Annotated in this window: 22 protein-coding genes; 4 read left to right on the top strand and 18 right to left on the bottom strand. The window is 37.6% G+C overall.

The window, feature by feature from the left end; genetic code table 11:
* Positions 1-19 precede the first annotated feature (19 nt).
* Both MKY76_RS08315 and MKY76_RS08310 read left to right on the top strand, forming a co-directional pair.
* A complete protein-coding gene (locus MKY76_RS08315) occupies positions 20-706 on the top strand; it encodes a phosphoribosylaminoimidazolesuccinocarboxamide synthase (protein ID WP_004269355.1) in 687 nt (228 codons plus the stop codon).
* A 146-nt stretch (positions 707-852) separates the two neighbouring features.
* Positions 853-1,506 (top strand): Yip1 family protein, encoded by a 654-nt coding sequence (locus MKY76_RS08310; protein WP_048390041.1) that lies wholly within the window; start codon positions 853-855, stop codon positions 1,504-1,506.
* A gap of 40 nt (positions 1,507-1,546) precedes the next feature.
* Here the strand turns inward: MKY76_RS08310 and MKY76_RS08305 are convergent, their stop codons facing one another.
* The 7 genes from MKY76_RS08305 to MKY76_RS08275 all read right to left on the bottom strand — a co-directional run bounded on the left by MKY76_RS08305 (position 1,547) and on the right by MKY76_RS08275 (position 12,554).
* On the bottom strand, positions 1,547-3,295 hold the full coding sequence (locus MKY76_RS08305) for a methyl-accepting chemotaxis protein (protein WP_342557644.1): 1,749 nt from the start codon (positions 3,293-3,295) through the stop codon (positions 1,547-1,549).
* Between the two features lie 236 nt (positions 3,296-3,531).
* On the bottom strand, positions 3,532-4,734 hold the full coding sequence (locus MKY76_RS08300) for a malic enzyme-like NAD(P)-binding protein (RefSeq protein ID WP_048390037.1): 1,203 nt from the start codon (positions 4,732-4,734) through the stop codon (positions 3,532-3,534).
* 406 nt (positions 4,735-5,140) lie between these two features.
* Positions 5,141-5,971 carry an MBL fold metallo-hydrolase gene (locus MKY76_RS08295; protein ID WP_342557643.1) on the bottom strand — a complete coding sequence of 277 codons (831 nt, stop codon included), beginning with the start codon at positions 5,969-5,971 and terminating at the stop codon, positions 5,141-5,143.
* Positions 5,972-6,025: 54 nt separating this feature from the next.
* The gene (locus MKY76_RS08290; RefSeq protein ID WP_313871841.1) at positions 6,026-6,580 is read right to left on the bottom strand and encodes a hypothetical protein; all 555 of its coding nucleotides are present in this window, start codon (positions 6,578-6,580) and stop codon (positions 6,026-6,028) included.
* Positions 6,573-7,691, bottom strand: a complete 1,119-nt coding sequence (locus MKY76_RS08285; RefSeq protein WP_315057293.1) for a hypothetical protein — start codon at positions 7,689-7,691, stop codon at positions 6,573-6,575. The genes MKY76_RS08290 and MKY76_RS08285 overlap by 8 nt, the downstream gene beginning before the upstream one ends.
* Positions 7,692-8,122: 431 nt before the next feature.
* Positions 8,123-8,932: a sulfurtransferase gene (locus tag MKY76_RS08280; protein ID WP_259948607.1), complete on the bottom strand. Its 810-nt coding sequence runs from the start codon at positions 8,930-8,932 to the stop codon at positions 8,123-8,125.
* 10 nt (positions 8,933-8,942) lie between these two features.
* Complete coding sequence (locus MKY76_RS08275; protein WP_342557642.1) at positions 8,943-12,554, bottom strand: dynamin family protein; 3,612 nt, start codon at positions 12,552-12,554, stop codon at positions 8,943-8,945.
* Between the two features lie 244 nt (positions 12,555-12,798).
* Here MKY76_RS08275 and MKY76_RS08270 point away from each other — a divergent pair, with 244 nt between their 5' ends.
* Both MKY76_RS08270 and MKY76_RS08265 read left to right on the top strand, forming a co-directional pair.
* On the top strand, positions 12,799-13,221 hold the full coding sequence (locus MKY76_RS08270) for a DUF4183 domain-containing protein (RefSeq protein WP_342557641.1): 423 nt from the start codon (positions 12,799-12,801) through the stop codon (positions 13,219-13,221).
* 24 nt (positions 13,222-13,245) lie between these two features.
* Positions 13,246-13,566 (top strand): DUF4183 domain-containing protein, encoded by a 321-nt coding sequence (locus MKY76_RS08265; RefSeq protein WP_312124489.1) that lies wholly within the window; start codon positions 13,246-13,248, stop codon positions 13,564-13,566.
* Positions 13,567-13,609: 43 nt separating this feature from the next.
* Here MKY76_RS08265 and MKY76_RS08260 read toward each other — a convergent pair whose 3' ends face one another.
* The 11 genes from MKY76_RS08260 to MKY76_RS08210 all read right to left on the bottom strand — a co-directional run bounded on the left by MKY76_RS08260 (position 13,610) and on the right by MKY76_RS08210 (position 25,609).
* Positions 13,610-14,341, bottom strand: coding sequence for a 5-oxoprolinase subunit PxpA (locus MKY76_RS08260; RefSeq protein WP_342557894.1), 732 nt, complete (start codon positions 14,339-14,341; stop codon positions 13,610-13,612).
* Complete coding sequence (locus MKY76_RS08255) at positions 14,341-15,204, bottom strand: allophanate hydrolase subunit 2 family protein (protein ID WP_315057280.1); 864 nt, start codon at positions 15,202-15,204, stop codon at positions 14,341-14,343. The genes MKY76_RS08260 and MKY76_RS08255 overlap by 1 nt, the downstream gene beginning before the upstream one ends.
* A 3-nt stretch (positions 15,205-15,207) precedes the next feature.
* Positions 15,208-15,903 carry a 5-oxoprolinase subunit PxpB gene (gene pxpB, locus MKY76_RS08250; RefSeq protein WP_312124492.1) on the bottom strand — a complete coding sequence of 232 codons (696 nt, stop codon included), beginning with the start codon at positions 15,901-15,903 and terminating at the stop codon, positions 15,208-15,210.
* Positions 15,887-16,501 carry a pyroglutamyl-peptidase I gene (gene pcp, locus MKY76_RS08245; RefSeq protein ID WP_315057272.1) on the bottom strand — a complete coding sequence of 205 codons (615 nt, stop codon included), beginning with the start codon at positions 16,499-16,501 and terminating at the stop codon, positions 15,887-15,889. Before pcp ends, pxpB begins: the two co-directional genes overlap by 17 nt.
* A 5-nt stretch (positions 16,502-16,506) precedes the next feature.
* Positions 16,507-19,332 (bottom strand): M14 family metallopeptidase, encoded by a 2,826-nt coding sequence (locus MKY76_RS08240; RefSeq protein WP_342557640.1) that lies wholly within the window; start codon positions 19,330-19,332, stop codon positions 16,507-16,509.
* Positions 19,333-19,340: 8 nt separating this feature from the next.
* On the bottom strand, positions 19,341-20,243 hold the full coding sequence (locus MKY76_RS08235; RefSeq protein ID WP_342557639.1) for an ABC transporter permease: 903 nt from the start codon (positions 20,241-20,243) through the stop codon (positions 19,341-19,343).
* Entirely contained in the window at positions 20,243-21,175 is a 933-nt protein-coding gene (gene nikB / locus MKY76_RS08230; RefSeq protein ID WP_036077499.1) for a nickel ABC transporter permease, read from the bottom strand. The genes MKY76_RS08235 and nikB overlap by 1 nt, the downstream gene beginning before the upstream one ends.
* A gap of 67 nt (positions 21,176-21,242) precedes the next feature.
* Positions 21,243-22,823, bottom strand: a complete 1,581-nt coding sequence (locus MKY76_RS08225; protein ID WP_016991919.1) for an ABC transporter substrate-binding protein — start codon at positions 22,821-22,823, stop codon at positions 21,243-21,245.
* A gap of 32 nt (positions 22,824-22,855) precedes the next feature.
* Entirely contained in the window at positions 22,856-23,647 is a 792-nt protein-coding gene (locus MKY76_RS08220; protein WP_016991920.1) for an IclR family transcriptional regulator, read from the bottom strand.
* Positions 23,644-24,621, bottom strand: a complete 978-nt coding sequence (locus MKY76_RS08215) for a dipeptide ABC transporter ATP-binding protein (protein WP_036077504.1) — start codon at positions 24,619-24,621, stop codon at positions 23,644-23,646. Before MKY76_RS08215 ends, MKY76_RS08220 begins: the two co-directional genes overlap by 4 nt.
* Entirely contained in the window at positions 24,596-25,609 is a 1,014-nt protein-coding gene (locus MKY76_RS08210; protein ID WP_026023343.1) for an ABC transporter ATP-binding protein, read from the bottom strand. Before MKY76_RS08210 ends, MKY76_RS08215 begins: the two co-directional genes overlap by 26 nt.
* Between the last annotated feature and the right edge of the window lie 18 nt (positions 25,610-25,627).

The raw sequence follows: 25,627 nt of genomic DNA, 5'->3' as shown, positions 1-25,627 counted from the left end.
AAATATTGGAGGGTTTTTTGTGGAATTATTGTATACAGGTAAAACAAAAAATGTGTTCAAATTAGAAGATGGTCATTATTTATTAAAATTTAAAGACGATGTTACAGGAGAAAACGGCGTGTTTGATCCAGGTGCAAATACTGTTGGTTTAACAATTGATGGGGCTGGCTTGGCTGGTTTACGTTTAACTTCCTATTTTTATTCAAAATTAAACGAACAAGGAGTTCCTACTCATTTCGTTGATGCTAACTTCGAAGATGCAACAATGACAGTAAAACCGGCAACTGTTTTCGGTAACGGTTTAGAAGTGATTTGCCGCTTTAAGGCAGTTGGTTCATTCCTACGCCGTTATGGTGCCTATGTAAAGGAAGGACAAGATTTAGACTCCTTTGTAGAAGTAACAATCAAAGATGATGATCGTTTAGATCCTCCAATTTCTGAAGATGCTTTAGCGATGTTAAACCTGTTAACTCATGAAGAATACGCCATTTTAAAACAACGTACAATTGAAATTTCCAAATTTGTAGCGGCAGAGCTTGCTAAAAAAGGCTTAACGCTTTATGACATTAAATTAGAATTCGGCCGCGATGCGAAAACCAATGAAATTTTATTAATCGATGAAATTTCAGGCGGTAATATGCGTGCTTACAAAGGTGATCAATATATTGAGCCGTTAGAACTTGAGAAAATTATGTTAGCTGAATAATAGAAGTAACCTTAAAAAGAGTCGATAATTACGACTCTTTTTTTATGTGTGGGCTTATTTTTATTTTCCATGAAACTTTTCTTTACTTCACTCGTATATTAACTATATGTAACAAGCAATTATTCTATTATTTTGGAGGTAGTTTGATGGAAAACTTGAATGAGACATCAAAAGAAGAAAGGTCAAAACTAAATCCATTTTTATCGGTTTGGATGCATCCAAAGCAAACGACTCGTTATATGATTAATGAAAAATCTATCGGCTTTGCAATTTTGGTTTTGTCTATTGGTTATATTGGCTCCCTTATGTCTGGATTAATTGATTCAGAATTTCTTCCTGATTTTTCGCCATGGCTTTTAGTCCTATTATGTGTCATTTTTGCTCCTATCGCAGGTATGATTGGCACAGCTATTTCTGCACTCATCTCTTGGCTATTCGGGAAATTATTTAAAGGTACTGGGACTTACTCGGACTTATTTAAGGGGTTAAGCTTAACAGCAATCCCATATATCGTACTGATTCCACTTTATATTATTTGGTTAATGACTTCACCCGATTCATTATTGGATCCTAATTTTATGGGTTCATTACCGTGGATTTTTTGGCCAACTATTTTAGTAAGCATCATTGTGACGATTTGGTCATTTGTTATTTCTGTAGGTGTAGTCGCTGAGGCACATCAAATTTCGAACTGGATGGCTTTTTTCACCATCTTTATTCCAGCCATTATTATCTTCATCGTGTTATTTGTTCTTTTCTTTGTCATACTCATCGGAATTATTGGTGTTGGCATGATGTAAAAACATCTCCCCTCTCATTTAAGAGAGTGGGAGATGTTTTTTATAGTTTGAATTGAGCAATAAGAGCTTTCAATTGTAATGCTAATTCCGATAGTTGAGCAGACTTTCCAGCCATATTCTCCATTGAGCTACTTGTCTCTTCTGTCGTAGCTGTTGTTTGCTCGACCCCTGCAGCAGATTCCTCTGCCACCGCAGCAATTTCTTGAATAGAGTTGTTCATTTTATGGCCATCTTCTGTAACTTTCGATAAATTCGTTGAAATTAATTGGACACTCTCCACTACATCATTAATGGAGTGGCTAATCGTGTTAAATGTTTCAGTAGTAGCTTTTATTTGATTCGTTCCTTCTTTTACTTCTTGGTAACCATCCTCTAAAGAGTTCGTGACCACATCAAAATCTTGCTGAATATTCGTGACGATGGATGTAATATCGTTTACTGAAAAGGCGACTTGTTCTGCAAGCTTACGTACTTCATCTGCCACTACAGCAAATCCTTTGCCATGCTCTCCCGCTCTTGCCGCTTCAATCGCAGCATTTAAAGCCAGCAGGTTCGTTTGATCTGCAATATCCTTAATGACCACGACTAATTTAGAAATTTCCTGTGCTTGAGCATCTAATTTTTTCACTTTCTCAACGGCATTTTGCACGATGCTATCAATCTTTTCCATTTGAGAATTAGAGGATGTCATTAGCTGACTTCCTTCATTCGTTAATGTTAAAACTTCTACTGAAGATTGATGAATATGTGCACCATGCTGATTCGTTTCCTGTAAATCTGCTGTAAAGCGCTCCATTAATGAAGTTAATGCACTAGAATGGTGAGCTTGTCCCTCAGCACCCGATGCTAATTCATGCATCGTAATCGCAACTTGCTCCGCTCCCATATTGACTTCATTTGCTGAATGCGTTAGCTCTTTACTAGATGTATTAATTAAGTCTGATGCTTGGGCAATATTATGAATCATATCCTTCAACCTTATTTGCATTTGATTCATGGCATTTGCCAGTTTTCCAATTTCATCTTTTGAACGTATAGCCATACTTTCTTGAGATAAATCTCCCTCTGCAAAACGCTCCATCGCTTGAGCCGCTTGGTTAATAGGCTTTGTCATACTACTCGCATATTGCCAAATGATCAATATCCCCACAATAATGGCCAAGCCAATTACTATAAGTGTTATCTTAAGAATACTTTGTGCTGGTTTATTGAAGTCCATTAAATAGGTGCTCGCACCAATGACCCAACCCCAATATGGATCTGTTTCTGCATAAACCCCTTTGTCCTCTAATTGACCTGAATTGGGTAACGGCCACGAATATGAAACAAATCCACCACCTTCATTCCCTTTAGCAATGATTTCTTGTATGTACTTAACGCCTTTATCATCCTCTTCATCCCATACACTCGTACCCTCTATATTTGGATGGGCAACGGACATCCCTTTTTGGTCAACGACAAAAATATAACCATTGTCGCCAAGTTTAATGTCCTTATTAATCGGTCGCTTTCCTTCACTATCCTTTTCTCCTAAAATAGCAATCTTTACTTTTTCCTGAGCTTCCTCTAATGATAAATGGCCTGCTTCTACCTCTTGATTGAATTGCTCAATCATAGCAATCGTCATTTCGACACTATTTTTTAGATTTTCTTTCCCTACTGTTTCTAGGTTTGATTTACTTTGCTGATAGCTTATAAAACCTAAGATAAGTAACGGAATCATTAAAAGCAGCAATGAAAAAGCGATTAGCTTCGTTTTAATAGATCGAAATTGTACGATTGATGTCATTTTCCCTCATCACTTCTTTCAATTTTAAATGGACTTAAGACTTATTTTTTAACCTAAATCTGTCGTCAATAAGTATTTCTTCTCTTCAATCAACTATGTAAAACATTCCATTTTACTTAATCATTTTATTACATAAAACACCAAAAAACAACAAATTTCGAGCATATTTGATAAAAAACAGATAGAGAAAAGCAATACACTTTTCCCTATCTGTTCTAATTCCCTATTCAATTTTATTAAACAGATAGTGCTGTACTTTGCTGGAATAGCTCAGATACGCCAGATTCTACAGCTGCCCCACTTACTGCGCGTGAGACGATTGCCACAACGCGTTCGTCCAAAGACTTAGGAACAATATATTCTTCCTTCAGTTCCTTATCACTCACAAGGGAGGCAATCGCTTCTACAGCAGCTAGCTTCATCGACTCATTAATATCCGTAGCACGCACATCTAAAGCTCCCCGGAAAATACCAGGGAATGCAAGAACATTATTAATTTGATTTGGATAATCTGAACGGCCTGTTCCCATAACACGTACTCCCCATGCTTTGGCATTTTCATACGTGATCTCTGGATTTGGATTGGCTAAGGCAAAGACAACTGGATTTTCATTCATGGACGCAATATGTGCCTCTGTTAATAGATTGGCTACAGAAACTCCAATAAAGACATCTGCACCTGTTAGTGCATCCTCCAGTGTACCATGTTGCTTCTCTGGATTCGTCAAATGAGCAACCGCTTCTTTAATCGGGTTCATCCCCTCTGTACGACCCTCATAAATAATACCTTTTGTATCGCACATATAAATATTCTTATAGCCCATTTGTACAAGTATACGTAAGATCGCAATGCCTGCAGCACCAGCACCGTTAATCACAACCTTCATCGTTGCGATATCCTTTTTCACAATACGATTGGCATTAATCATCGCTGCTCCTACAACAATTGCTGTTCCATGTTGATCATCATGAAAAACCGGAATATCACATTCTTGACGTAGGCGATCTTCAATTTCAAAGCATCTTGGTGCTGAAATATCCTCTAAGTTTACCGCACCAAATGTCGGGGCAAGCGCCTTCACAATGCTGACGATTTCATCCGTATTTTTTGTATCTAAGCATATTGGAAAAGCATCAACATTGGCAAAACGCTTTAGTAAAATCGCCTTCCCTTCCATTACAGGTAATGCCGCTTTCGGTCCGATATCTCCTAACCCTAAAACCGCTGTCCCATCCGACACAACAGCTACCATATTGCCCTTCATTGTATAGTCGTACACAAGCGAAGGATTTTTCTCAATCTCCACACATGGCGCTGCTACCCCCGGTGAATAAGCCAAGCTAAGATCATAGGAATCTTGTACAGGTACCTTTGAGCTCACCTCTAATTTTCCGCTATAGTGTGCATGCATTTCTAAAGCCTTTTTCATTACGTCCATTCCATCCCATCCTTTTCCCTTTGATTTTTTATTATATTTCAGAATCATAATACTTTGTGAAAATATAGTCAACGAATTTTCTGTCAATTTATTTTTAACTTCAATAATTCAATGTTTAATGACTTCCATTACATTTTTCTGTCAAATTAAACATTTCACAATCAATTATTTTAAGATAATTAATGCGATTGTTAACACATTAAAAAGTGTACACATAGAGCCATTTAGCCTGTTCAACTTTTCACATAGTATTTTTCTTATGTAAATGAGAATTTTTTCACAAACTTTTGTAAGCGCATCCATTGCCCTGATTGACTTCGTCACAATTTATTCACATTTTTTCACAAAGTTTTTTATTATACAGATCAAAGTATTTGTGAAATTCTTAACAAGACAAAAAAGAGCCCTATATAAAGGACTCTTCGGTAAAATGATTAATAAAGGCCGTGATGATATGCTTGGAAGACCATTGCTCTCCCGAAACTTTTGTAATCGGATAATCACGAGGAAAAATGGTTTTGGTGATTTCCTCAACAGAATAACCTTGCATAAATAATTGCTTCACTTTTCCTTGCATGTCTTCCAAATAAGCAATTTTTTCTTGTATTTTCGCTCGACCATCCACTATAAAGCCTGCATGACAGCAATAGACGACATCGAAATCATAGTTTACTATTTTCCTTAAAGACGCCAAAGTATGAACAATGTTTTCTTCATCAAGCACAACCTTTGTCTTTGGCTGGATAAACAAATCACCTGTAAACATAGCGCCTGTTTCCCGATTGTAAAAAGAAAGATGATCTGTAGTATGCCCAGGTGTTTCAATAACATCCCATGTTGCTGCGTTCGTTTGTAAGGTTTGACCAAATGGTTGGGCAACAAACGCGGGTCGTTCCCCCCACAATGCCTGACGATAGAGTGGATAGTCTCCATCTTCAGCACAAAGATTGACTGAATCACGATGAATATAAATAGGTACATTCTTATGATGTTGAATCCACGCTGCATTTCCTGCATGATCCTCATGTGAATGCGTTAATGCCAATTGCTCTATCGGTATACCCTTAAAAAAGGATTGAAATTCCTGCGATAGTGAGTAGGAACCTGTATCAATCAGTAACCCATCCACAAAAAAGCTGTACACACTCATACCAACCCCCTGCACCGCAACTTTCCCATGCGCACATTGTACACCGTGATGATGCTGAATCTCGATACTTTTCTCCCGTTTAAACATCCTGCTCCCCCTTTGCCCCTTGTACAAAAAGTGTAGCATAAAATGAATGGTGAGTCATTTTTGTAAGTATGTAACAACAAAGGATTTGTTTTTTACATGTTTACGAAGTGCTAACACATGAAGAAATAATCGTATATTTACAGCCAATAAAAGCAATGCGCCTAGGAACAATAATCCCATCTGCCAATCATTTGTAACATTCATTAACAGCGTCCAACTTATAATGACAGCAAAGGCAATCGCTATATATTTTTTCATCACTCTTGTAGTGGAACCCTGTATATCGTGTTTTTGTTCAATGCTTAATAAAATTTTTCCAAATTCCATTATGATCAGCAATTTAATTCCTTGAATTAAAACCGTACTCCAATAGAAGAGAAGATGTGAAGAAAAGAAAGTACTCATCAAGGCAAGAATCATAGCGCAAGCCATATATTTGCTGATAGGTGTTTTTTCTTTATAGAATGAAAGACTTTTTAAATAGGCCCCATAAACAAGGATATCTTGTAGAAGATTAGCGTATTTAAAAACATTTAAATAGATAAATTGAAAAAAGAGCGCCACTGCAAACCATTGTAAAAGTTTTACCTGTTGTTTAGATTCACTCATTGTTTTCACGCACCTTTTCTACCAAATTCGACGTAAAATACGCTTGTGAATATAATCTTTTAGTTAAATAACCATCCGGGCCACTAAAACCTATGGATGTATTGATATCTAAGGGGTCTTCCTTAAATTGAATAATCATCTCCAAGCGTTGACCTTTCGTCACTGAAAAAGGAAAATCACTTGCTGTGTAGCGCTGATCGTTTAATCGCCATTCCTTCAACAGTATTTTATCCTCTAATGTAGCTGGAACATAAAATGCATCAAAAACTGCATCCTGCTGAAGGGTAAATGATATGATTTGTTCAGAATCATGTTGTGACTGACTATAGCTATGATTCATGATCTGATTTTCATCAATGAAGGTTTCCCTCGTAAAATGAATTGGAGCAGGTAATTTCATCCCGTTATTTAATACAAGATAAACAGTTTTACTTGCCATCACTTTTTTCATCGTGTTTAAATCAAGCTGAAAAAAAGCTAATCGAATATTTTGATAGCGTAAATCTTGAGAAGTATCCAATGGATAATAAAAGCCATTGACTAGATTTGCTTGCTCTGTTTGATCATATACTATTGGTAATTGCACGTCTTCTGCCTGTAAATATTTCACATATCGATGGTCATCTTTGTTTGTAATATAGCGTACCTCTAAAGCATTCTGTAAGCTATCTGTAACTTCAATTGCAGTAGGAACCACTATCGGTTTTATGAATTGATGTTGTAAAAAAATCGTACTGTTACCGATCAGTAAAATCAAAACTACAGCAACACCAATCGTCTTTTTCTGATTAGCGCCAACTTTAAGCTTTTTCCTAGAGATGTATAGTATGATGCATACGCACAAAATAGCCAAAATCCAGTATATTGGCGAAGATAAATGATCTAATTGTGACATTAACGCACTAGCCCGATCATTATCTACGTGTTGTTCCCCCACCATGAATGCCACAAATCCACCCGTTGCAAGTGTTACAGCAACAGTCAAGACTTTAGGTACCCAGTACAAAGGCTTATGCTGCTCTTTTGTTGCTTGTTCAATACCTTGTAGACTACGTTGATGTAACGATTCTGGAATGTCTATTTGATCCATCTGCTTTTTTAGATCGTTCACCCTTGCCCCTCCTGTTCCAGTGCCTGCTTTAGTTTTTTTAATGCACGATACAAAATGGTTTTCGTCGTCCCTAATTTAAGCTGCAATACCTGAGCATGCTCTCTCCACTTTGATGGATTTTTTGATCAGGTATAAAATTCTATCCCCTACTTTAAAAGGGGTATCCTTCACTTTTTCATTTTTATCCGTCACTTTGAACAGGTTATCCGCTACATTAAATTTTATCCGTCACTTTGAACGTTCTATCCGCCACTTTGAACAGGTTATCCGCTACATTAAATTTTATCCGTCACTTTGATTGTTCTATCCTCCACTTTTTCTTCCTTATCCGCCAATCTGAAGAGGTTATCCGCTACATTAAATTCTAACCTCTACTTTACGCTCTATCCACCGCACTATAAAAAAACGCCCACCGAAGTGAGCGTTTCTTTTTATTCGTTTGTGCCGTTTTCCACGTCATATTCTGTAATCCAATCACTGAAGCTACCTACATATAATTGGATGTTTTCATAGCCTTCATCTGCTAATACAGCATAAAGCGGAGAGGCTGTTACGCCGCTTCCACAGTAAACAACAACCTGTTCATCAGGTGTAACTTTTTGACGTAATGCATCGTTTGCCTTTAGTTGACCATTTGACTTCAATTGCTCCCAGTCAAAGTTTTTCGCAGTTGGGATATGACCTGCTACTTTATCCAAAGGCTCTACTTCTCCTCGATACCTTTCAGCAGCGCGGGCATCGAGTAAAGTAGCTTTTACCTCTCCATCTACAATGGCTTTTACGGCTTGGCGTGGTGCATAAAGCTCATCTTTCCAATCAAACTCAATGATAGTTGGAGGATATTTAATAATATCCTTGGTAAAAGGAATTTTTGCCTCTAGCGCAGGGGCACCTCCGTTGACAATCACTACATTTGGGAAACCAGCATATGTTAGCATCCACCAGGCGCGTGGGGCAAATGGAGCTGCTCCTTGGTCATAAACTACAATCTGATCTTCATACCGTAATCCTAGTTCTTGAAAAACGGATGCCAATTTTTCTTTGCTTGGCATTGGATGACGACCTTCTTTGCTGTCCATATCCGATAACTGCTGTTCTAAATCAATATAGATAGCACCAGTAGCATGACCTTCCTCGAATGCTTTTTTGCCAGCCTCTTTGTCCTGAAGATCGAAACGAGCATCGATAAAACGGACGCCATCATACTGAATTTCATCCACTGATTTGAATACTTTTCCCATTAGAATCACCTCATGCGTATTGTAATTGTGCGTAAATCGCTTTCCAAGAAGCTAAACGACTCTCTTCTTGTAAGGCTAATCTTTCTGTGTCAATTTGTTCAAGCGCTTGATGATAAATATAGTAACGTAATTTTTCGGCTTCCTCTGCTATAAACGTAATCGCCCATGTCATGAGAGAAACTTTCTGTGCATCTAAATAGTCTTGTGCATCTGGCTTTGTTACAGCTTCTAGTGCCTCACTTAGCTTCACTTTTTCATTCTTTTCAAAGAAAGCTTTTTGATTGCGGAAATGAGATTTTACGCTAGCATATTTGGAAATATCCGCAAACGGTCCTTCAAAATCCAATAAATTTGGCTCAGAGGATTCAAAGGCTAGGAATGAGAAGCTTCGATTTAACTCTTTCAATTCGCGCACTTCATCTTTAAAACGTTGTTGCATCTTTTTGCTAATGAATTGCGATAAACGGAAGTTTGTTACACGCATTTCTTGAGTAAAATCAAAACGCAAGCTTTGCATCACTTCTTTTAATGCATGCTCCAACGCTTGCTGTGCGGGCATTGCAGCAAAAGTAGAAGGATTGTAGCCTTCCTTAAAGAACTCAGGGTAACGATAATAAACACGCTGAAGAACATAATAGAGTAGCTCATCAAGCTCCTGCTTTGTTTCACTCTCTAATATGCTCGTATTCAGCACACTGAACTTCGATTGAATATGTTGTTCAAGTGTTGCTAATTCCTCTAGTCGCTCATCTTTACGTTTTAAGTTTTCCTCTGTTTGGGCAATTAAATCCGCCAAACGTTGCTCTGTTTTATCAACTTCCTCTGCAAGAGCTTGAACGGCTAATGCACTCAATTCATCATTTAAGAATGTATGGAAGTCGCTTTCAAACGGTGGCATACCTGATGTTAAATCGGCACCTTCTACCTTTTCCTTCAACGCTAAAAGACTAGATACCCCATATAGTCTTGGGAAGCGAATGCCAAAGCGTTGTAACTCTGAGCGTACATAGCCTTTTACATCTTCCTGTTCTTCATCCGTTGTTGCCAAATCAATTGCATTGACAATAAAGAACATTTTATCTAGCTCAAATGCATCCTTCACACGACCAAGTTGAATTAAAAACTCTCGGTCAGCTTTGGCAAAGGCATGGTTATAGTACGTAATAAATAGGATGGCATCAGCATTACGAATATATTCAAATGCTACGCCTGTATGGCGGGCATTAATAGAGTCCGCCCCTGGCGTGTCAACAAGTGTCACACCCATACGTGTTAATGGACTATCATAATAGAAGTCGATATTGTCAACAAAGCAAGATTTATTCTCTTGTGCTACAAATTTTTCAAACTCTTCACGGTCTACGCGAAGGATAGAGCCAAACTCAGACTTAAAGGTTGGATAGCCTTCTTTATAGGCACGAATAAATGATTTATGAACATTTAAACGTTCGTCTGTTAACTGAACGGCTAGCCCTTCATCAGCACGATTATAGGCTTCCTCCAATGACGAGACAGACAAACCAATCGCCGCATAGGAGCCTTGAATATCCTCTAGCATTTGTTCTGCAGTTTTAAGCTGTACATCCGCTGTTTCATGTGGGTGTTCAGGTGTAACTGGACGAATTTTATTAATGGCCGCAGTTGTTGGGTTTGGGGATACAGGTAATACCTTGGCTCCCATTAAAGCATTCGAGAAGGAAGATTTCCCAGCACTAAATGCGCCAAACAAAGCAATCGTAAAATCCTTTTTCTGTAGTCGTTCTACTTTATTTTCAAGGTATTGGGCTACTTCAGCAAAGCCTTGCACCTCTTTGACTGCATTGGCAGTATGGAGTGCACGATTAATCACACCATCGATTGGTAGAGTCGTTGCACTAGTAGCTTGCTGAGCTTCCTCTTGTTGGATGATTTGCTCTTTTGGCTGCAACATGGACTCGTCAAATAGACGAATTTCTGCTAAATCTTGCTTAAATGATTGTTCCCAATTTGTAAGCTGTTGATTGGCAACTTTACGAATTTCATTGCTCGCTTGATGCATAGTGCTTGCACTATATTGCTGATAGCCTTCAATTTCAAGGACCGCATTAATGGCATCTACTTTATCCTGCATACTCGCCATTTTTAATTTTGATGGTGCGGCAGTTTCTGTGGCTACAGCTTCAAGAGTTGTCGCTTGCGCATTTTTCCAGCTATCTGTCTCCTGAATGAAGTAGCGCTTTGTTGCTTCTGCGATACGGTTAGCGAAGTTTAACACAGCATCACCTGTTAAAATAGCGCCTGTTTGAACTTGCTGCTCAATCAATGAAAAAGGTAAGTCAAATACATAGGCATCAATAGCAGCGGCACGTTCCTCATTTAATGCACCAACGTCCTTCAATGCCTTTTTCATAAGACCTTTTAAATGCCCCGTGATTTGTGCATGGACCACATTTTGATAGGCACTATACGCATTGTCTTTACGTCTGTTTCGCTCTTCCTCTGTTTTTTTCTTTGCAGTAAAGAGCCCTCCAACTTTAAAGCCTTCCTGCATGCTTTCTAAATAAAGGCGTAAGTGATCGCGTAAATCAGCTGGCATAATTGCAGCATTCGCGAGCAACTCCTTACGTTGCTCCTCAAACGTTTCGTTCCAAGCTTCTACTGAAAATAATTCAACCTGACGATTTAATTTATTGTATTGCTCTAAAATATCTTGATGGTGTGCCCAGTCATCCGCACTTAAAATTTCTTCATCAATTGCTAAACGATCCTGTCTTTCTTCCATTAAATAATTGTCATGCTCGCTTTGCAATAAACGCAATGTATTCGTAGCTGTTTGCACAAGCTGCTCCTGCCAGTCATTCATACTGTCCATCACGATTTTCTTTACTGCCTCAAAATCATTATGTGGATGCTCTGGCTCTCTTAATGATGTAAAGAAAACACCCTTCGGTACAACACCCCATGCTGCAAAGGACTGATGAACAGTTGCTTTAAATTCTTCGAAGCTCAATTCATTATCCTTATGCTTATCAATCATATTGACAATTAAATAAACATTTGGATTATATTTCATTAATTGCTTTGTGAATTGGAAATTTAATTCCGACTGCACATGGTTGTAGTCCATTGTATAAAATACGATATCGGCAATATGTAATGCTGATTCCGTTGACATGCGATGTGCATCATCTGTGGAGTCTACCCCTGGCGTATCCATTACAGTAACACCTAGTGGTAGTGTAGAGGCACTGTGTCCAATCTCAATCTGTGACACTAAATCCCCATTTTTACTTAGCTCTTTTACTGTTTTAAAATCATAGCCAGCCTCAAATTTTACGGGCTTTTCATTGTGCATATAAACAATTGCATAGTCTTCCTCTGATTTATGAACTTTTACGATGTTCGCACTTGTTGGAATTGGACTAGATGCTAGTAGATTTTCACCAGACAGCGCATTAATCATACTTGACTTCCCTGCAGAGAAATGGCCTGCAAAGCCAATCACATACTCTTTTTGCTGAATTTTTCGAGCAAAAAGTGATGTTTTATCCATGCGCTCTGTATCACCATTATGCTGATAAATTATGTATTGCAAAGAGGCTTGCTTTAATAGCCCCTCCAATTGTTGTTCAAAATCTTTCATGAAACCAGTAACCCCTTTTTCATTAATTATTCATAATTAGTATTCTACCTTATTCAACTAGCAAAGTATAACACTAATTTAAAGCATATATGCCAACGTTTCCATCCTTACAAAAACATGTTTATACAAAAAATCTATGCCAAATGATAGATGGTCAACTAGTTCTTTTTATATTTACTTCATATTTTATAGTAAGCATATTCGGGGCAAAGTTATATTTTTTATGAAGGGAGTGTGATGCCATATGATAAATCCTAAGTCTCATCAAATCATTGAAAAATATTGTTCATGTAACTGTGAGGATCGATTTATCTGGCCCCGTATAAAAGCAACAAACGGAATACCCATGGTTCCTCCTGAAGTAGTCCCTGAAGGTATGATTATACCAACGATCCAGCGATATTTTTATATCGTTACAGCTGATCTTGATCTATCGAATGGGGCAACTCTTCCAGCCGATCTCTTTTGGAATGATGAAGCAAATTCCGTTACTGAGTTTGCAGTTTTTTCACCCAATGGTTACGTTAACCTTTATATTAATGCAGTAATGCAGGAAGGCGGTATTTATACGGTAACCCCAGCCTCCCTGACAATCGTACCCTATAATGCGACATTGTATAGAGGAACACCCATTATTATTGAATCGCTAGGCTTTACAACAAAATAAAGGAAATGAAAGGAGGTGAAATGGGTGGCACTTTCCATTATTAATATTCACGTCAATGTAACCGGTAGTTCTACAAGATTTTTTAACGTCTTAGCTGCACCACTTGCCATTGCAGATGGCACAACAGTCGCTGCATCAACGTTTTTAACTGATAGCGGTACAGCCGCAACAGCATTCCCAGAAGTCGCGAATGGTTACTATAACTTATATATCAATGGTGTTCTTCAGGAGGGTGGTGCCTATACAGTTTCTACAACTGAAATAACGTTCAATACTGTCACAGGTACACTTTCTGCTGGTACGCCAATTGTGCTAGAAGCTGTGGAGCTAGTGACAACAATCTAAATAAAATGGATGCCTTGTTTAGGGCATCCATTCTTACATTTTATTATAATTGCTGTCTAATACCTCCAATTTTTTTCGCATAATCTAGCGCATGGGGGCCATCACCGTGAATACATAAGGTTTGCACCGCAACTTTAATTTTTCGGGACTGGACTGACAACACTTCATTAGCAGTCAAAATACCTTTTACATGCACTAGCATTTCTTCTTCCGATTGTATGAAGGCATTTGGTTCCTGTCTGTTCACTAATGTGCCGTCATCGTTATAGCGTCGATCCGAAAAAACCTCCTCATATACCGGAAGCCCTATGTCTCTAGCAATCTCTACGATGAGGCTACCAGATAAGGCATATAAAATAAGCTGTGGATTAAAATCATACACTGCATTGACTACAGCTAACGCTTTTTCACGGTCATTCGCGCATTGATTATAGAGAGCGCCATGTGGTTTAACATGATGAAGCGTACCTTTTTCAATCTGCACAAATGCTTGTAAGGCACCAATCTGATAAACTAACATATCATAAATTTCAGCTGGGCTACATTCCATATTGCGGCGACCAAATCCCTCTCGATCAGGATAGCCTGGATGTGCACCAATATGAACATTTTTATTAATGGCACTACGGACAATTTGATGCATAATCGAATGATGTCCAGCATGGTAGCCGCATGCAATATTGATGGAAGTTACATAGTCTAATAGTGCTTCGTCTTTACCTGTGATAAAAGCATTATAGCTTTCACCTAAATCACAATTAATATCAATTGGCATCATGCTTCCTCCAGTACAAAGTGAATAGTGTTAAACATACGCATTTGTGCTACTTTATGTAAATCCTCTTCATGAACTGTCGCAATAATAGGATAGCCTCCTACTGTTTGAGCATCAGCCATTAGGATAATGGGATCACCACTTTGCGGCACTTGGATCGTACCGAACTGTGTAGCTTCTGACAGTATATCTTTCATTTCCTGAAGTTGTAAGGCAGGTCCTTTTATGTAGTAGCCCATACGATTGCCGCCGATAAATTGAAAAGGATTTTGTAAAAATTGTTGCTGACTCTTTTCTGTAAATAAATGAAAGTGCGGTCCTTTAAACAATCGAACCGTAATGGAACTGTCAAAATGCGGACGATAGGGTGCATATAGCCCTCTATTATATTTTAAAGACGATGATACCTGCCCATACAAAATACTTCCTTTTGTAATCCGTGTTCCCAAATTGCCAAGCGGAAGGCAGGATTGGCTACCAAGCTCATCGTTGGTACGAAAACCTCCTAATGGAGTTAAGTAAACAATAGAGCCTTGATGGACACCCTTGATAGCTAATCTATCTCCCCTCGTTAAATGGAATGTTTTCCACATTTCGATTGGTACATGATTAACCAAGCATGTACTATGCCCCCCTGTTAATACATAAACACCATCAGCAAGCGCCTCAAATTCAAAACCACCAACAAACATTTCAAAAGACGTTTGATCATGGTGGTGATGTAAGATTCTCTGAGCTGCTTGAAACGATCGGTTATCCATTGGTCCAGATAACGGAATACCAAATGCCCGATAGCCGTACCTTCCTTTGTCTTGTAAGCTACCATAAACCCCTTGTTTTGTTACGAGCAGAAGTGGCTTCAAACGCTACACTCCTTTGCTTTTCATTTCCCAAAATTGCTGTTTGGTTATTTCATAAAACTGAACTTCATCACCAAGTTCAAATAAAAATGGCTCTTTGCCATGAACATCAAATAAATCCAACGGTGTTTTCCCTATAATATTCCAGCCACCGGGTGAATCGACAGGATAGATTCCTGTTTGTCCACCCCCAACTCCAACAGAGCTTGCTGATACAGATGCCCTTGGTTTCTGTAAGCGTGGCACAAATAATTTAGAATCAAGCTCGCCTAAGTAAGGAAAGCCTGGTAAAAAGCCGATTAAATACACATAATAGCTTTTGGACATATGCAATGTTTTAATGTCCTCAAAAGGTAAACCTGTAAAATTCATGACGCGCTTTGAATCTAAGGCAAATTCCTCATCATAGCAGACAGGTATTTTTAAAAATCGATTCGTTCCTTTATCAATTGTTGTGGAGGCTTGCATCTCAAGCCACTGCATTTCTAAACGTTCAACATCTATTTTTTGTTTAATATAAGCTGTTACTGTATGGTAGCTTGCAACACTTTCAACTAGGTTATGTCGTAGCTGCTGTTTCAGAAAACGATTAAACGTTTGGACCGCGTGAAAGTTTGAGTGGGAGATTTCCTCCTTGAATGCAAAACGAATAGTATGTTGACTAATCCACATCGAATGAGGAAAATCAATGATTGGTTGCACGTGCCGTCTCCTCAATACAAAGCTGTACTGCAGCTATCAAATCTCCGATATTCCAGCCGGGAATTTGGCCATGTTGGATTGCCAGCTCAAATGATGCTGGAATATGAATAAAGCCAGCACGAACCCCTTTATGTTGCTGGGCATAAGCAAGCCCCTCATACATAATGTTATTACACAAGTATGTACCTGCTGTATTGGAGATTTCCGCTGGATATCCTTCTGCCTGCAAACGATTTACCATACTGCGAATCGGTAAGTTTGTTAGATAAGCATCCTCCCCCTCCTCATAGATACTCTCATCAACGGGTGTATAGCCATTATTATCAGGCTCTCCGTCTTTCACATTAATGGCAATGCGCTCTGGTGTTACTTTAAAACGTCCTCCTGCTAACCCTAATGAAATGATGATTTGTGGTTTCACTTCTTCTATATGTTGTTTTAATTGCTCCGCTGATTGCTGAAAATCAACAGATAAAATTCGTCCGACGATATCATAGCTATCTATCTTCTTTCCATTTAATGCTTCCACAATTTGCATTGTTGGATTTATTTTAAAATCAAGAAATGGTTCAAACCCTGTTACTAATATTTTTGTCATATTTGTCACCTGATTTCTATCGGACGTTTTTTAAAGTAGCGTCCAAATTGTTTAATTTTATTTACTTTAGTAGAAAGTGCTGCTTCAATAATAGCTTGATTAAATAATTTATGTGCTTCAATACAAGAAGTTAATTCTTCATCATAAACAATTTCATCAGACACTTCAGAAATGATATCTAGAGCCACCCACTGCGGGTAGCGTAATATACTTACCGATGAGTATGTTGGCGTAACTTCCATACTTCGATAAAAATTTATATTTCCCATTTCTTCAATTGGGTACTTTTGTGGATCCCACTTTGTGCCATATTTATAGTAGCGTTCACGCCAATATGCATTTTCTTGGGCAAATATTGTACCCTCAAAAATCATATTCACTTTTTCAGCTACTCGTTCTAGATTCGTAGCCTGGACTTCCCTCGTATCATAATCCGCATATCGACCAATTCCGTAGATCTTAGCACTTGGAAGCGTGTAAGAAACAGGGAAAATAGGTGGACACGCATATCCTGCGAATGGTTGAACCCATTCACGAGCAGGGATTCCATGATCATCAATCACTATATCAGGTGCCCATTTTTTTAAGATAAGTGGTAAAACATTTGCCTCACCAAATACACTTTCTTGGAATTTGACATAGGCAAACTCTAAACCTACCGCATTAAATCTTGCAGCATGATGTTTCCATTTTGGATGTTCTTTTGTCAAGCTCTCCATTATTTCATAACCATCTGGATTTGATAGCGGAATAATGATTATATTAATCTTTTTTAAGATTTCAGGATGGTGACAAATAATATCTTCCATGAGCTCTAATATAGCAGGTGTACTAGATACTTCGTTTGGATGATGGCCCGCTTCAAAGACAATCGTATGCTTTTCATCCGATTTTTTAAGTCCTGAATAAAAGTCACTAGTAATAGGCTCAGTCACTTCAAAAAATGGAATGACATTCCCTTTGTAAGATATATCCCCATAATTTAGTTTGACCTCAGAATAATTTTGATACCGCGTTGATAGTTGATAAACATTTTTAATTTTGTATTTTAAATTATCATTCATTTTCATTACTTTCAGATAATTACCTAAATACATTTCTACTGTTTCAAATTGCCCCTCTTGGTTAAATAAAATTCTTTTTGTAACTGAAACTAAATTGGTTTTTTCATGCCATTTGTATGCCCGTATTACACTTTTAATAGGCTTATAAATATTTTCCTCTATATGAATAAAGGGAATAATACCACCAGGAGCTTGATAAGGTTGATTAACTAATCGGCGACCGAGTTCATTAAAATAATCAAGCGTGTTAAAATAAAGGTCTTCGTATAACGCTTCAAAGGACGAGTTTGCTTCTTGCTTCACGTTTAATTCTTCTTCAATTCCAGATGAAGTAAAGTCAATTTCGATGCGATCAAATAAAGGGAACAATTGTCCTTGATCACGATTTGTTACATCAATATTTAATTTTCCCACTATCTGAGGAAGAAACTCATTGATATACGTTTTATAGAAACGCTCACGATCTGACAATATTGCATTTTCTTGAACCAGTTTCCCATCTTCAAATAACCTATACCCCGCTGTAGTTGGATAGACTTTTCTCTGACCATCAACATAATCCAATTCACTAATCAGCGGATTTAATTCAGCAATTAATAGATCATCAACATAGACACTATAGATGTGCTGCTGTGTGCTTGAAAGCTCAAATTGTACATTTTCTTTCGGTATGCCATATTGCATTTCAATCAATTCGTCCACTGGGTAAAGTTCCATAATCCAGCGATTATGTTGTTCTAAACCATTTTGATTAACCCCATCTTTACATATTATTTTTACTTGTTCAAAATGACCCGAAACAGATGGAAGTACTTCCTCTAATATCCAGTATAACCCTGTTTTAAACGCAGAGCGAACTGTAATTGTCTTTAAATTTGAAAATTTCTTATACAAATCTAAACAATATTCATCTCGATTTTTTTTAGAAGCTGTAAGATAGATTTCAGCATCAAGCATTTTATTTGGTTCATCTTGCAAAGCATTTAAAATATACGATGCTTCCGATTCATCTTCCCATGTTGTTTCATACAACAAATCTGCTACATTTACTTGTTTTTCGTTTAGCTCCCAAACACCAAATAAGCCACCTTCAGACACATGCTTTTCTTTTGCTATTGAATGTAGGACAGTCGGTAAGCAATCTTTAGTACCACAAATTTGAATAACGTTTCTAGAACTTAACTCCATGAAATTTTCAGTTCCTTGCTTGATATCAATCGAGAACTGTCGATGATCTTCTGTGACAACTGGTAAAGAAACAGAGGTAGCATACAGTCCTAAACGTAATGCAAGATAGCAAACTTCTTTTATAATGGCGTTTGACATGATTTCTTGTTGTAAATTAATTTTCACACTTAAATGCTGATGTGGATGTGCCTCGTCCTTCTCACCAGTTCCATAGGCTGACCACAGATGACTTAAACTTTCATAATAAGAGGATGGAATATCTGTATGCGTTTCGGCCATTCCTTCACTTGCTATCGTACTTAACAACGTTGACAGCGAAGACTCAGTCTCATAATAGAGTGTAAAGATAGACCCATTCTGTGAAATAAATGTACTACTATGTTGTAAAAATTCCATCGAGTACTGCTGATTAGACGCTTGAAATAAATCAAAATCTATTTCATTTGACTCTAAGCCTAACCTCGCACAAAAATCAATCAATCCGATTGGAACAAGATTTGTAGGTAAGTTTATAAATAAAGAAGGCTTTTTTAGGGTTTCATTCTTATTAAATAAAATTGAAAATATTTTAGAGTTCACACTATCACCTAAACTTTCATATTTGGATCTAAGCGATCTCGTAGCCAATCTCCTAGTAAATTAAAGCCTAGTACAGTTAACATAATTGCAATACCTGGAAATACAGAAATCCACCAAGCTGACGTCATATAATTCCGACTGTCTGCTAACATTCCGCCCCACGAAGGTACTGTCGGTTCAACACCTAACCCTAAAAATGTTAGTGAAGCCTCTAATAAGATAAACTCTGCGATACACATCGTTGCTAACACTAAAATCGAAGAAGCAACATTTGGTAAGATGTGCTTAAGGATAATTTTAAAATGTGTGCCTCCGATTGCCTTTGCAGCCTGTATATATTCTTGTTCCTTTAGAGCCAAAATCTCCCCTCGAATTAACCTAGCAAAACTAACCCAATATGTAAGTCCAAGAATAATAATGATTTTTTCAATCCCTGTTCCAAATACACTCATAATTACAATTGCTAGTAAAATAAATGGCAGACCTAATTGAACTTCAGCTAACCTCATGATTAAATCGTCCATCCATTTCCCAAAATACCCTGACACAATTCCAAGAAATGTTCCAAGGACTAACGAAATGAGCACACCACAAATCCCTACCAAAAGGGAAATACGAGCACCATATATAATCCTACTTAGCAAATCCCGTCCAACTTGGTCTCCCCCAAGTAAATATTGAGATTTACCAGTATCGTCTAACCATTTAGGCAAATCTAGACGATGTCCTAAGCTAGCTGCTCCTGGATCATGTGGAGCAATATAAGGGGCAAATATCGCACATAGAATAGTCGTGACAACTAATAATAGACCGATTATCCCAGTTGGATTATTTTTAATAAACTTTAAAATACTTATTATTCTACTAACCTTTTTTATTTCGACTTTTTCTGCTTCCATTATCTGTGTCATTAATTGTCACCTCTTCCAGTGCGTATTTTTGGGTTAATTAATGAATAACATAAATCCACAATTAGATTGACGACAATCATGATAAGAGCTAGGAGAATTACTCCACCCTGTACGACTGGATAATCTCGTTGATTAATAGAATCAACAATTAATCTTCCGATTCCCGGCCAAGAAAATACTTGCTCTACAATAACAGCCCCCCCTAAGAGTCCACCGAACTGTAACCCAACAAACGTCACAGTTGGCAATAAGGCATTTCGAAAGGCATGTCGAATAATGACAAGCCATTCTCTAATTCCTTTTGCTCGAGCAGTTGTCACATATTGCATTTTAAGTACCTCAAGCATAGAGGTACGAATTAATCGAACTAAAATACCAGATAAAATCAGACCCAATGCAATGGATGGCAGGATCAATGAGCTAAACCCATCAAAGCCCGATACAGGTAACCATTTTAACTGAACAGCAAAGATCAAGATTAGCATAAACGCTAACCAAAAATTAGGGAAAGAGATACCTAATAAAGAAAAAATACGACCAAAAATATCAATGGACTTGCCTTTATAAACTGCAGATAGGATACCGATAGGAATAGCGATTAACAATGCTACAGTCATCCCCCCTAAAGCAAGTGCTAGTGTTGGCCATGCTCGTTCTAACAACATTTCCAAAACTGGACTATTCGAACGATACGATGTACCAAAATCAAGCGTTACTAAATCTTTCATGAATATGATATATTGCTCCCAAATGGGCTTATCTAAACCCAACTTTGCTGTCAGTTCCTCTACTGCTTGTTGTGAAGGTTCCCCAGCACCGAACATGATGCTTACCGGATCCCCCGTTAAACGAATGGCGAAAAATATAATTAATGAGACAGCAATTATCACCAACACTGTATGCGATAAACGTCGTAGTATATAGGAAAGCATAATTCCATCCTCCTAATTTGAAATGAAAGAGATAGTATGACAAGCATACTATCTCATAATTTTTTACTTACTCGACAGTGACACCTTCAAATCTAAAGCGGCCATCATGAGGTGGTTGGAAATCTTTTATTCGTTTATTCACTGCGTATATTTCAACCTCAGAATATAAATTAACTTCTGCAGCATCTTCATATAACACTTCTGTCAGCTCTTTAAAGATTTTTTGACGCTCCTCATTATTAATTGTTGCTCGCTCTGCCGCTAATAATTGTTCAACTTTTTCATTTTTATAGGATGGATTCCAGAATTCCCCTTCGTGATACATTAAATAAGCTGTATTATCAAAATCTAAAGTCCAACCACCCCAGCCATTTTTATACATTTGACCAGCTTTCCCTTGTGGTATTAACTCTGATTGGAATGTAGTATTTTCCACACTATTAATAGAAACTTTTAATCCCACTTCTTGTAAATAAAATGCTACTGCTTGGGCTATTTCTTTAAATGTTCCATCCGTACCTGGAATAAAGAATTCAAGTGTAGTACCTTCAGGAACCTTAGCTTCTGCAAGTAATTTTTTTGCTTTTTCTGGATCATATGGATATGGCTCTAAATCTTTGTTATAGCCAAAAGATAGATTACTTTGGAACGAACTAATGAGGTTGCCATAGCCACCTAAAATTTCTTTCACTATTGTTTCCTTATCAATGGCATAGTTAATCGCTTGACGAACACGTACATCATCAACAGGCTTTTGTGCTGTATCAAAACGAATTGAATACGCTGTAGGAGTGGACACATCCTTTAATTCAATGAAATCAGTTCCTTCTGCTGTTGCCGCTTGCGAAACCTCTAAACGTGTCATAATATCAATATTTCCTGTTTGTAATTCTGCCAGTGCCGTCGCTGTCTCTGGAATCACTTTAAATGTTACTTTATCTAGTTTAATAGCATCTTTATTCCAATAATCTTCATATCGCTCAATAACTACTTGTTTATCACGTTGATAATCAGTCATTTTAAATGGACCAGTACCAACAGGCTTCATGTCAAAATTCTCTGCACCCTGTTCTTGGATATATTTAGGTGGTACGATGACAGCACCATATCCTGAAAGTTTAGTCAATAATACTGGGTCAATAGCATTTAGGTGCATAGTGACTTCATAGTCACCTGTCACTTCAACATTGTCAATCGACGTATAGTTTGAATATTGCGGACCTTGTTGACCTTCTTCTCCTAGTAGACGATCAAATGTAAATTTAACTGCTTCCGCATTAAACGGTTCGCCATTATGGAAGGTAACACCTTGTCGTAGTTTAAAAACAATCGTTTTATCATCTATATATTCCCAAGATTCCGCTAACCCTGGTTGAATTTCTAAATCTAAAGAACGACTTACTAATCCTTCAAATACCGATGTTGCTACTGTACTCCAAGCAAGTAAAAATGTATCAATTGGGTCCCAGTTTTGTGGGTCTCCTGCCACACGAATAACTAATTCATTTCCACGTGTTGCTGCTGGATTTTCACCAGATGATTTACTACTATTTTTACTTTCGTCTTTTGATGATGTACCGCCACTACATGCTGTTAAAACAATCATTATACAAACAAGTAATAGCGCAATCCATTTTTGTTTCTTCATACATTGTTCATCCCCTTTTGTATTTGTGCTATCTATACGCCATAAGGATATGGCATCGAATAACCTAGTTCAGCAGATATTGAAGCTGCCGTTTCCCACAGACCTTCTAAAAATTCATTTATTTTTTCTTTTGGTATGAGTGTCTCTATGCCCGCTATACTAATCGAGTATTCTACCTTGCGTTCACTATTGAAAATCGGTACTGCTATTGATACAGTGCCTTCTTCCAATTCTGACACGCTGTAGGCATAGCCATTTTTTTTCCCAAATTCAATTAGTTCAAATATCTCTTCATCAGTAACAGGTGTTCCACTAGCATATTTTTTACGAGTTTTTTGAAGTACCTCACTAATTTTTTCCTCTGATTGAAAGGATAAAAGTATTCTTGAACAAGCGCCTGCATAAAGAGGTGCTCTTCTCCCCACCCGTGTATATAATAAAACTGGTTTTAAACTTTCGATTTTTTCGATATAAAGACCATCTGTTTCATCCAGTATGCTTAGTTGAACAGCCAAGTCAAACTTCTGTTGCAACATCTTCATATACGGTATAGCCAAAGAACGAATTTCAATTGAATTTGCAGCAATTGCACCTAATTCAATGAGTTTATTCCCAAGTAGATAATGATCACTCAATACTAACTGTCCACCGCTTTGAACGTAAGGACGTTTTAATACGCCTAAATCTGTAAATGTTTTTAAAAACCTATGTAAAGTCGGTTTAGGAATATCCGTTTCGATCGCTAGCTCGTCTAACCGCCAAGAAGGTTTTTCTTCAGTAAATAACGTTAAAATATTAATACCTTTTTCCAATGTTTTGCTCATGTTAATCGCTCCATTTGCTCTTCATAAAGTAAACAGGAAACTTCATGCTTATCGCCAATTTTTTTAAATTTCGGAGGTGTCACTTTACATATTTCCATGCAGTTTGGGCATCGTGTATGGAATGTACAACCCGATGGTGGATTAGCAGGATTGGGAACATCTCCACTTAGCACAATTCGCTCCTTTACTTTTGAAGGATGAGATTTTGGTAATGCCGATAGTAAAGCTTTTGTGTATGGATGTTTAGGATTATTAAATAATTCGTGTTTATCTGCCATTTCCACTAACTTTCCTAAATACATTACCCCTATGCGGTCACAAAAATGATGCACTACACTTAAATCATGTGATATGAAAATGTAGGTAAGGTTCATTTCCTTTTTTAAATCTTTCATAATATTTAATACTTGAGATTGAATGGAAACATCCAGAGCAGATACTGGTTCATCTGCAACAATCAATTTTGGATTGGACACTAATGCTCGAGCAATTCCAATCCGTTGTCTTTGACCACCTGAAAATTCATGTGGAAAACGTTCTAACTGCTTTTGTGTAAGTCCAACCTGTTTAGCTACTTCATAAACGCGTTGTTTTCTCTCTTCCTTTGTACCTATTCCAAAATTCACCAAAGGTTCTTCGATTATTTTAAACACCTTCATACGAGGATTAAGGGAAGAAAAAGGGTCTTGAAAGATGATTTGCATATCACGGCGCTTTTGACGTACCTCTTTTGGGCTAAGAGTGGCAATATTTTCTCCATTCAGTAAAATTTCACCCTCAGTAGGTGTTAGAAGCTGAATTAATGTTTTACCCATAGTGGACTTTCCACACCCAGACTCTCCGACAATTCCTAAAACCTCACCCTCATTTACAAAAAATGAAACATCATCTACTGCTTTTAAATGACCTGAACGTGATCCTTTAACTGGAAAATATTTCTTTAAGTGTTTAACTTCTAACAATGGACTGCCCATTGACAATTCCCCCTCCTACTTCGTTCTCTTCGTACAGCCAACATCTAACTTTGGTACCAATAGAGGTTGTATATAGATCAGGCTTCTTTTTACATTGATCTGTTGCAAATTCGCAGCGATCGAAAAATCTACAACCTGAAGGCATATCGGATGGTGATGGCACCACCCCTTCTATTGATGGAAGGTACTCTTGTTCTGATTCAATGTCAGGCAATGAATTTAATAACCCTTTTGTATATGGATGAAGCGGATAATTAAACAAATCTAGCACTGTTGCCTCTTCAACAATTTCACCAGCATACATCACAATTACTTTCTCACATATTTCTGCTACTACACCAAGATCATGGGTAATTAAAATGATGGACATATCTAGTTTTTCTTGTATGTCTCTCATTAAATCTAAAATCTGAGCCTGGATTGTCACATCTAATGCTGTAGTAGGTTCATCTGCAATTAATATTTCTGGTCCACAAGCCAATGCCATGGCGATCATAACCCTTTGTCGCATTCCTCCTGATAATTGATGAGGATATTCATTCACTACTTTATCTGGACGAGGAATACCTACGAGACGAAGCATATCAACGGCACGTTCATGAGCTTCTTTCCTTGAAATTTTTTCATGGCTATGAATCATTTCCATAATTTGAGAACCAACCTTATATACTGGATTGAGCGAACTCATTGGTTCTTGAAATATCATAGAAATTTTTTTCCCACGAATCTTTCGCCATTCCTTATTCGACTTTTTATTAATTTGTTTTTGATCTATGTAAACTTCTCCACCTTGCCAGTTAACCCCAGCAGGTAACAATCCCATAAGTGAAAGTGATGTCATGCTTTTTCCACAACCTGATTCCCCTACAATCCCCAAAGTTTTTCCTTTTTCAAGTTGAAATGATACTCCATTCACAATGGCAATATCTTTTTTATTTTGTTGAATACCTATTTTCAAATCGCTTACTTCTAAAATATTCAAACTCATTTCCCCCTCCGTTCCAAA

The sequence above is a fragment of the Lysinibacillus sp. FSL P4-0201 genome, assembly GCF_038593425.1.
Taxonomy (GTDB): domain Bacteria; phylum Bacillota; class Bacilli; order Bacillales_A; family Planococcaceae; genus Lysinibacillus; species Lysinibacillus capsici.
This window is presented reverse-complemented; position numbering and strand designations above follow the sequence as displayed.

Excerpts from the sequence above, each read along its gene's own strand:
- MKY76_RS08310 (WP_048390041.1), top strand. The coding sequence starts at position 853 with ATGGAAAACTTGAATGAGACATCAAAAGAAGAAAGGTCAAAACTAAAT.
- MKY76_RS08305 (WP_342557644.1), bottom strand. The coding sequence starts at position 3,295 with ATGACATCAATCGTACAATTTCGATCTATTAAAACGAAGCTAATCGCT.
- MKY76_RS08300 (WP_048390037.1), bottom strand. The coding sequence starts at position 4,734 with ATGGACGTAATGAAAAAGGCTTTAGAAATGCATGCACACTATAGCGGA.
- MKY76_RS08295 (WP_342557643.1), bottom strand. The coding sequence starts at position 5,971 with ATGTTTAAACGGGAGAAAAGTATCGAGATTCAGCATCATCACGGTGTA.
- MKY76_RS08290 (WP_313871841.1), bottom strand. The coding sequence starts at position 6,580 with ATGAGTGAATCTAAACAACAGGTAAAACTTTTACAATGGTTTGCAGTG.
- MKY76_RS08280 (WP_259948607.1), bottom strand. The coding sequence starts at position 8,932 with ATGGGAAAAGTATTCAAATCAGTGGATGAAATTCAGTATGATGGCGTC.
- MKY76_RS08275 (WP_342557642.1), bottom strand. The coding sequence starts at position 12,554 with ATGAAAGATTTTGAACAACAATTGGAGGGGCTATTAAAGCAAGCCTCT.
- MKY76_RS08270 (WP_342557641.1), top strand. The coding sequence starts at position 12,799 with ATGATAAATCCTAAGTCTCATCAAATCATTGAAAAATATTGTTCATGT.
- MKY76_RS08260 (WP_342557894.1), bottom strand. The coding sequence starts at position 14,341 with ATGCCAATTGATATTAATTGTGATTTAGGTGAAAGCTATAATGCTTTT.
- pcp (WP_315057272.1), bottom strand. The coding sequence starts at position 16,501 with ATGACAAAAATATTAGTAACAGGGTTTGAACCATTTCTTGATTTTAAA.
- MKY76_RS08235 (WP_342557639.1), bottom strand. The coding sequence starts at position 20,243 with ATGACACAGATAATGGAAGCAGAAAAAGTCGAAATAAAAAAGGTTAGT.
- nikB (WP_036077499.1), bottom strand. The coding sequence starts at position 21,175 with ATGCTTTCCTATATACTACGACGTTTATCGCATACAGTGTTGGTGATA.
- MKY76_RS08225 (WP_016991919.1), bottom strand. The coding sequence starts at position 22,823 with ATGAAGAAACAAAAATGGATTGCGCTATTACTTGTTTGTATAATGATT.
- MKY76_RS08220 (WP_016991920.1), bottom strand. The coding sequence starts at position 23,647 with ATGAGCAAAACATTGGAAAAAGGTATTAATATTTTAACGTTATTTACT.
- MKY76_RS08215 (WP_036077504.1), bottom strand. The coding sequence starts at position 24,621 with ATGGGCAGTCCATTGTTAGAAGTTAAACACTTAAAGAAATATTTTCCA.
- MKY76_RS08210 (WP_026023343.1), bottom strand. The coding sequence starts at position 25,609 with ATGAGTTTGAATATTTTAGAAGTAAGCGATTTGAAAATAGGTATTCAA.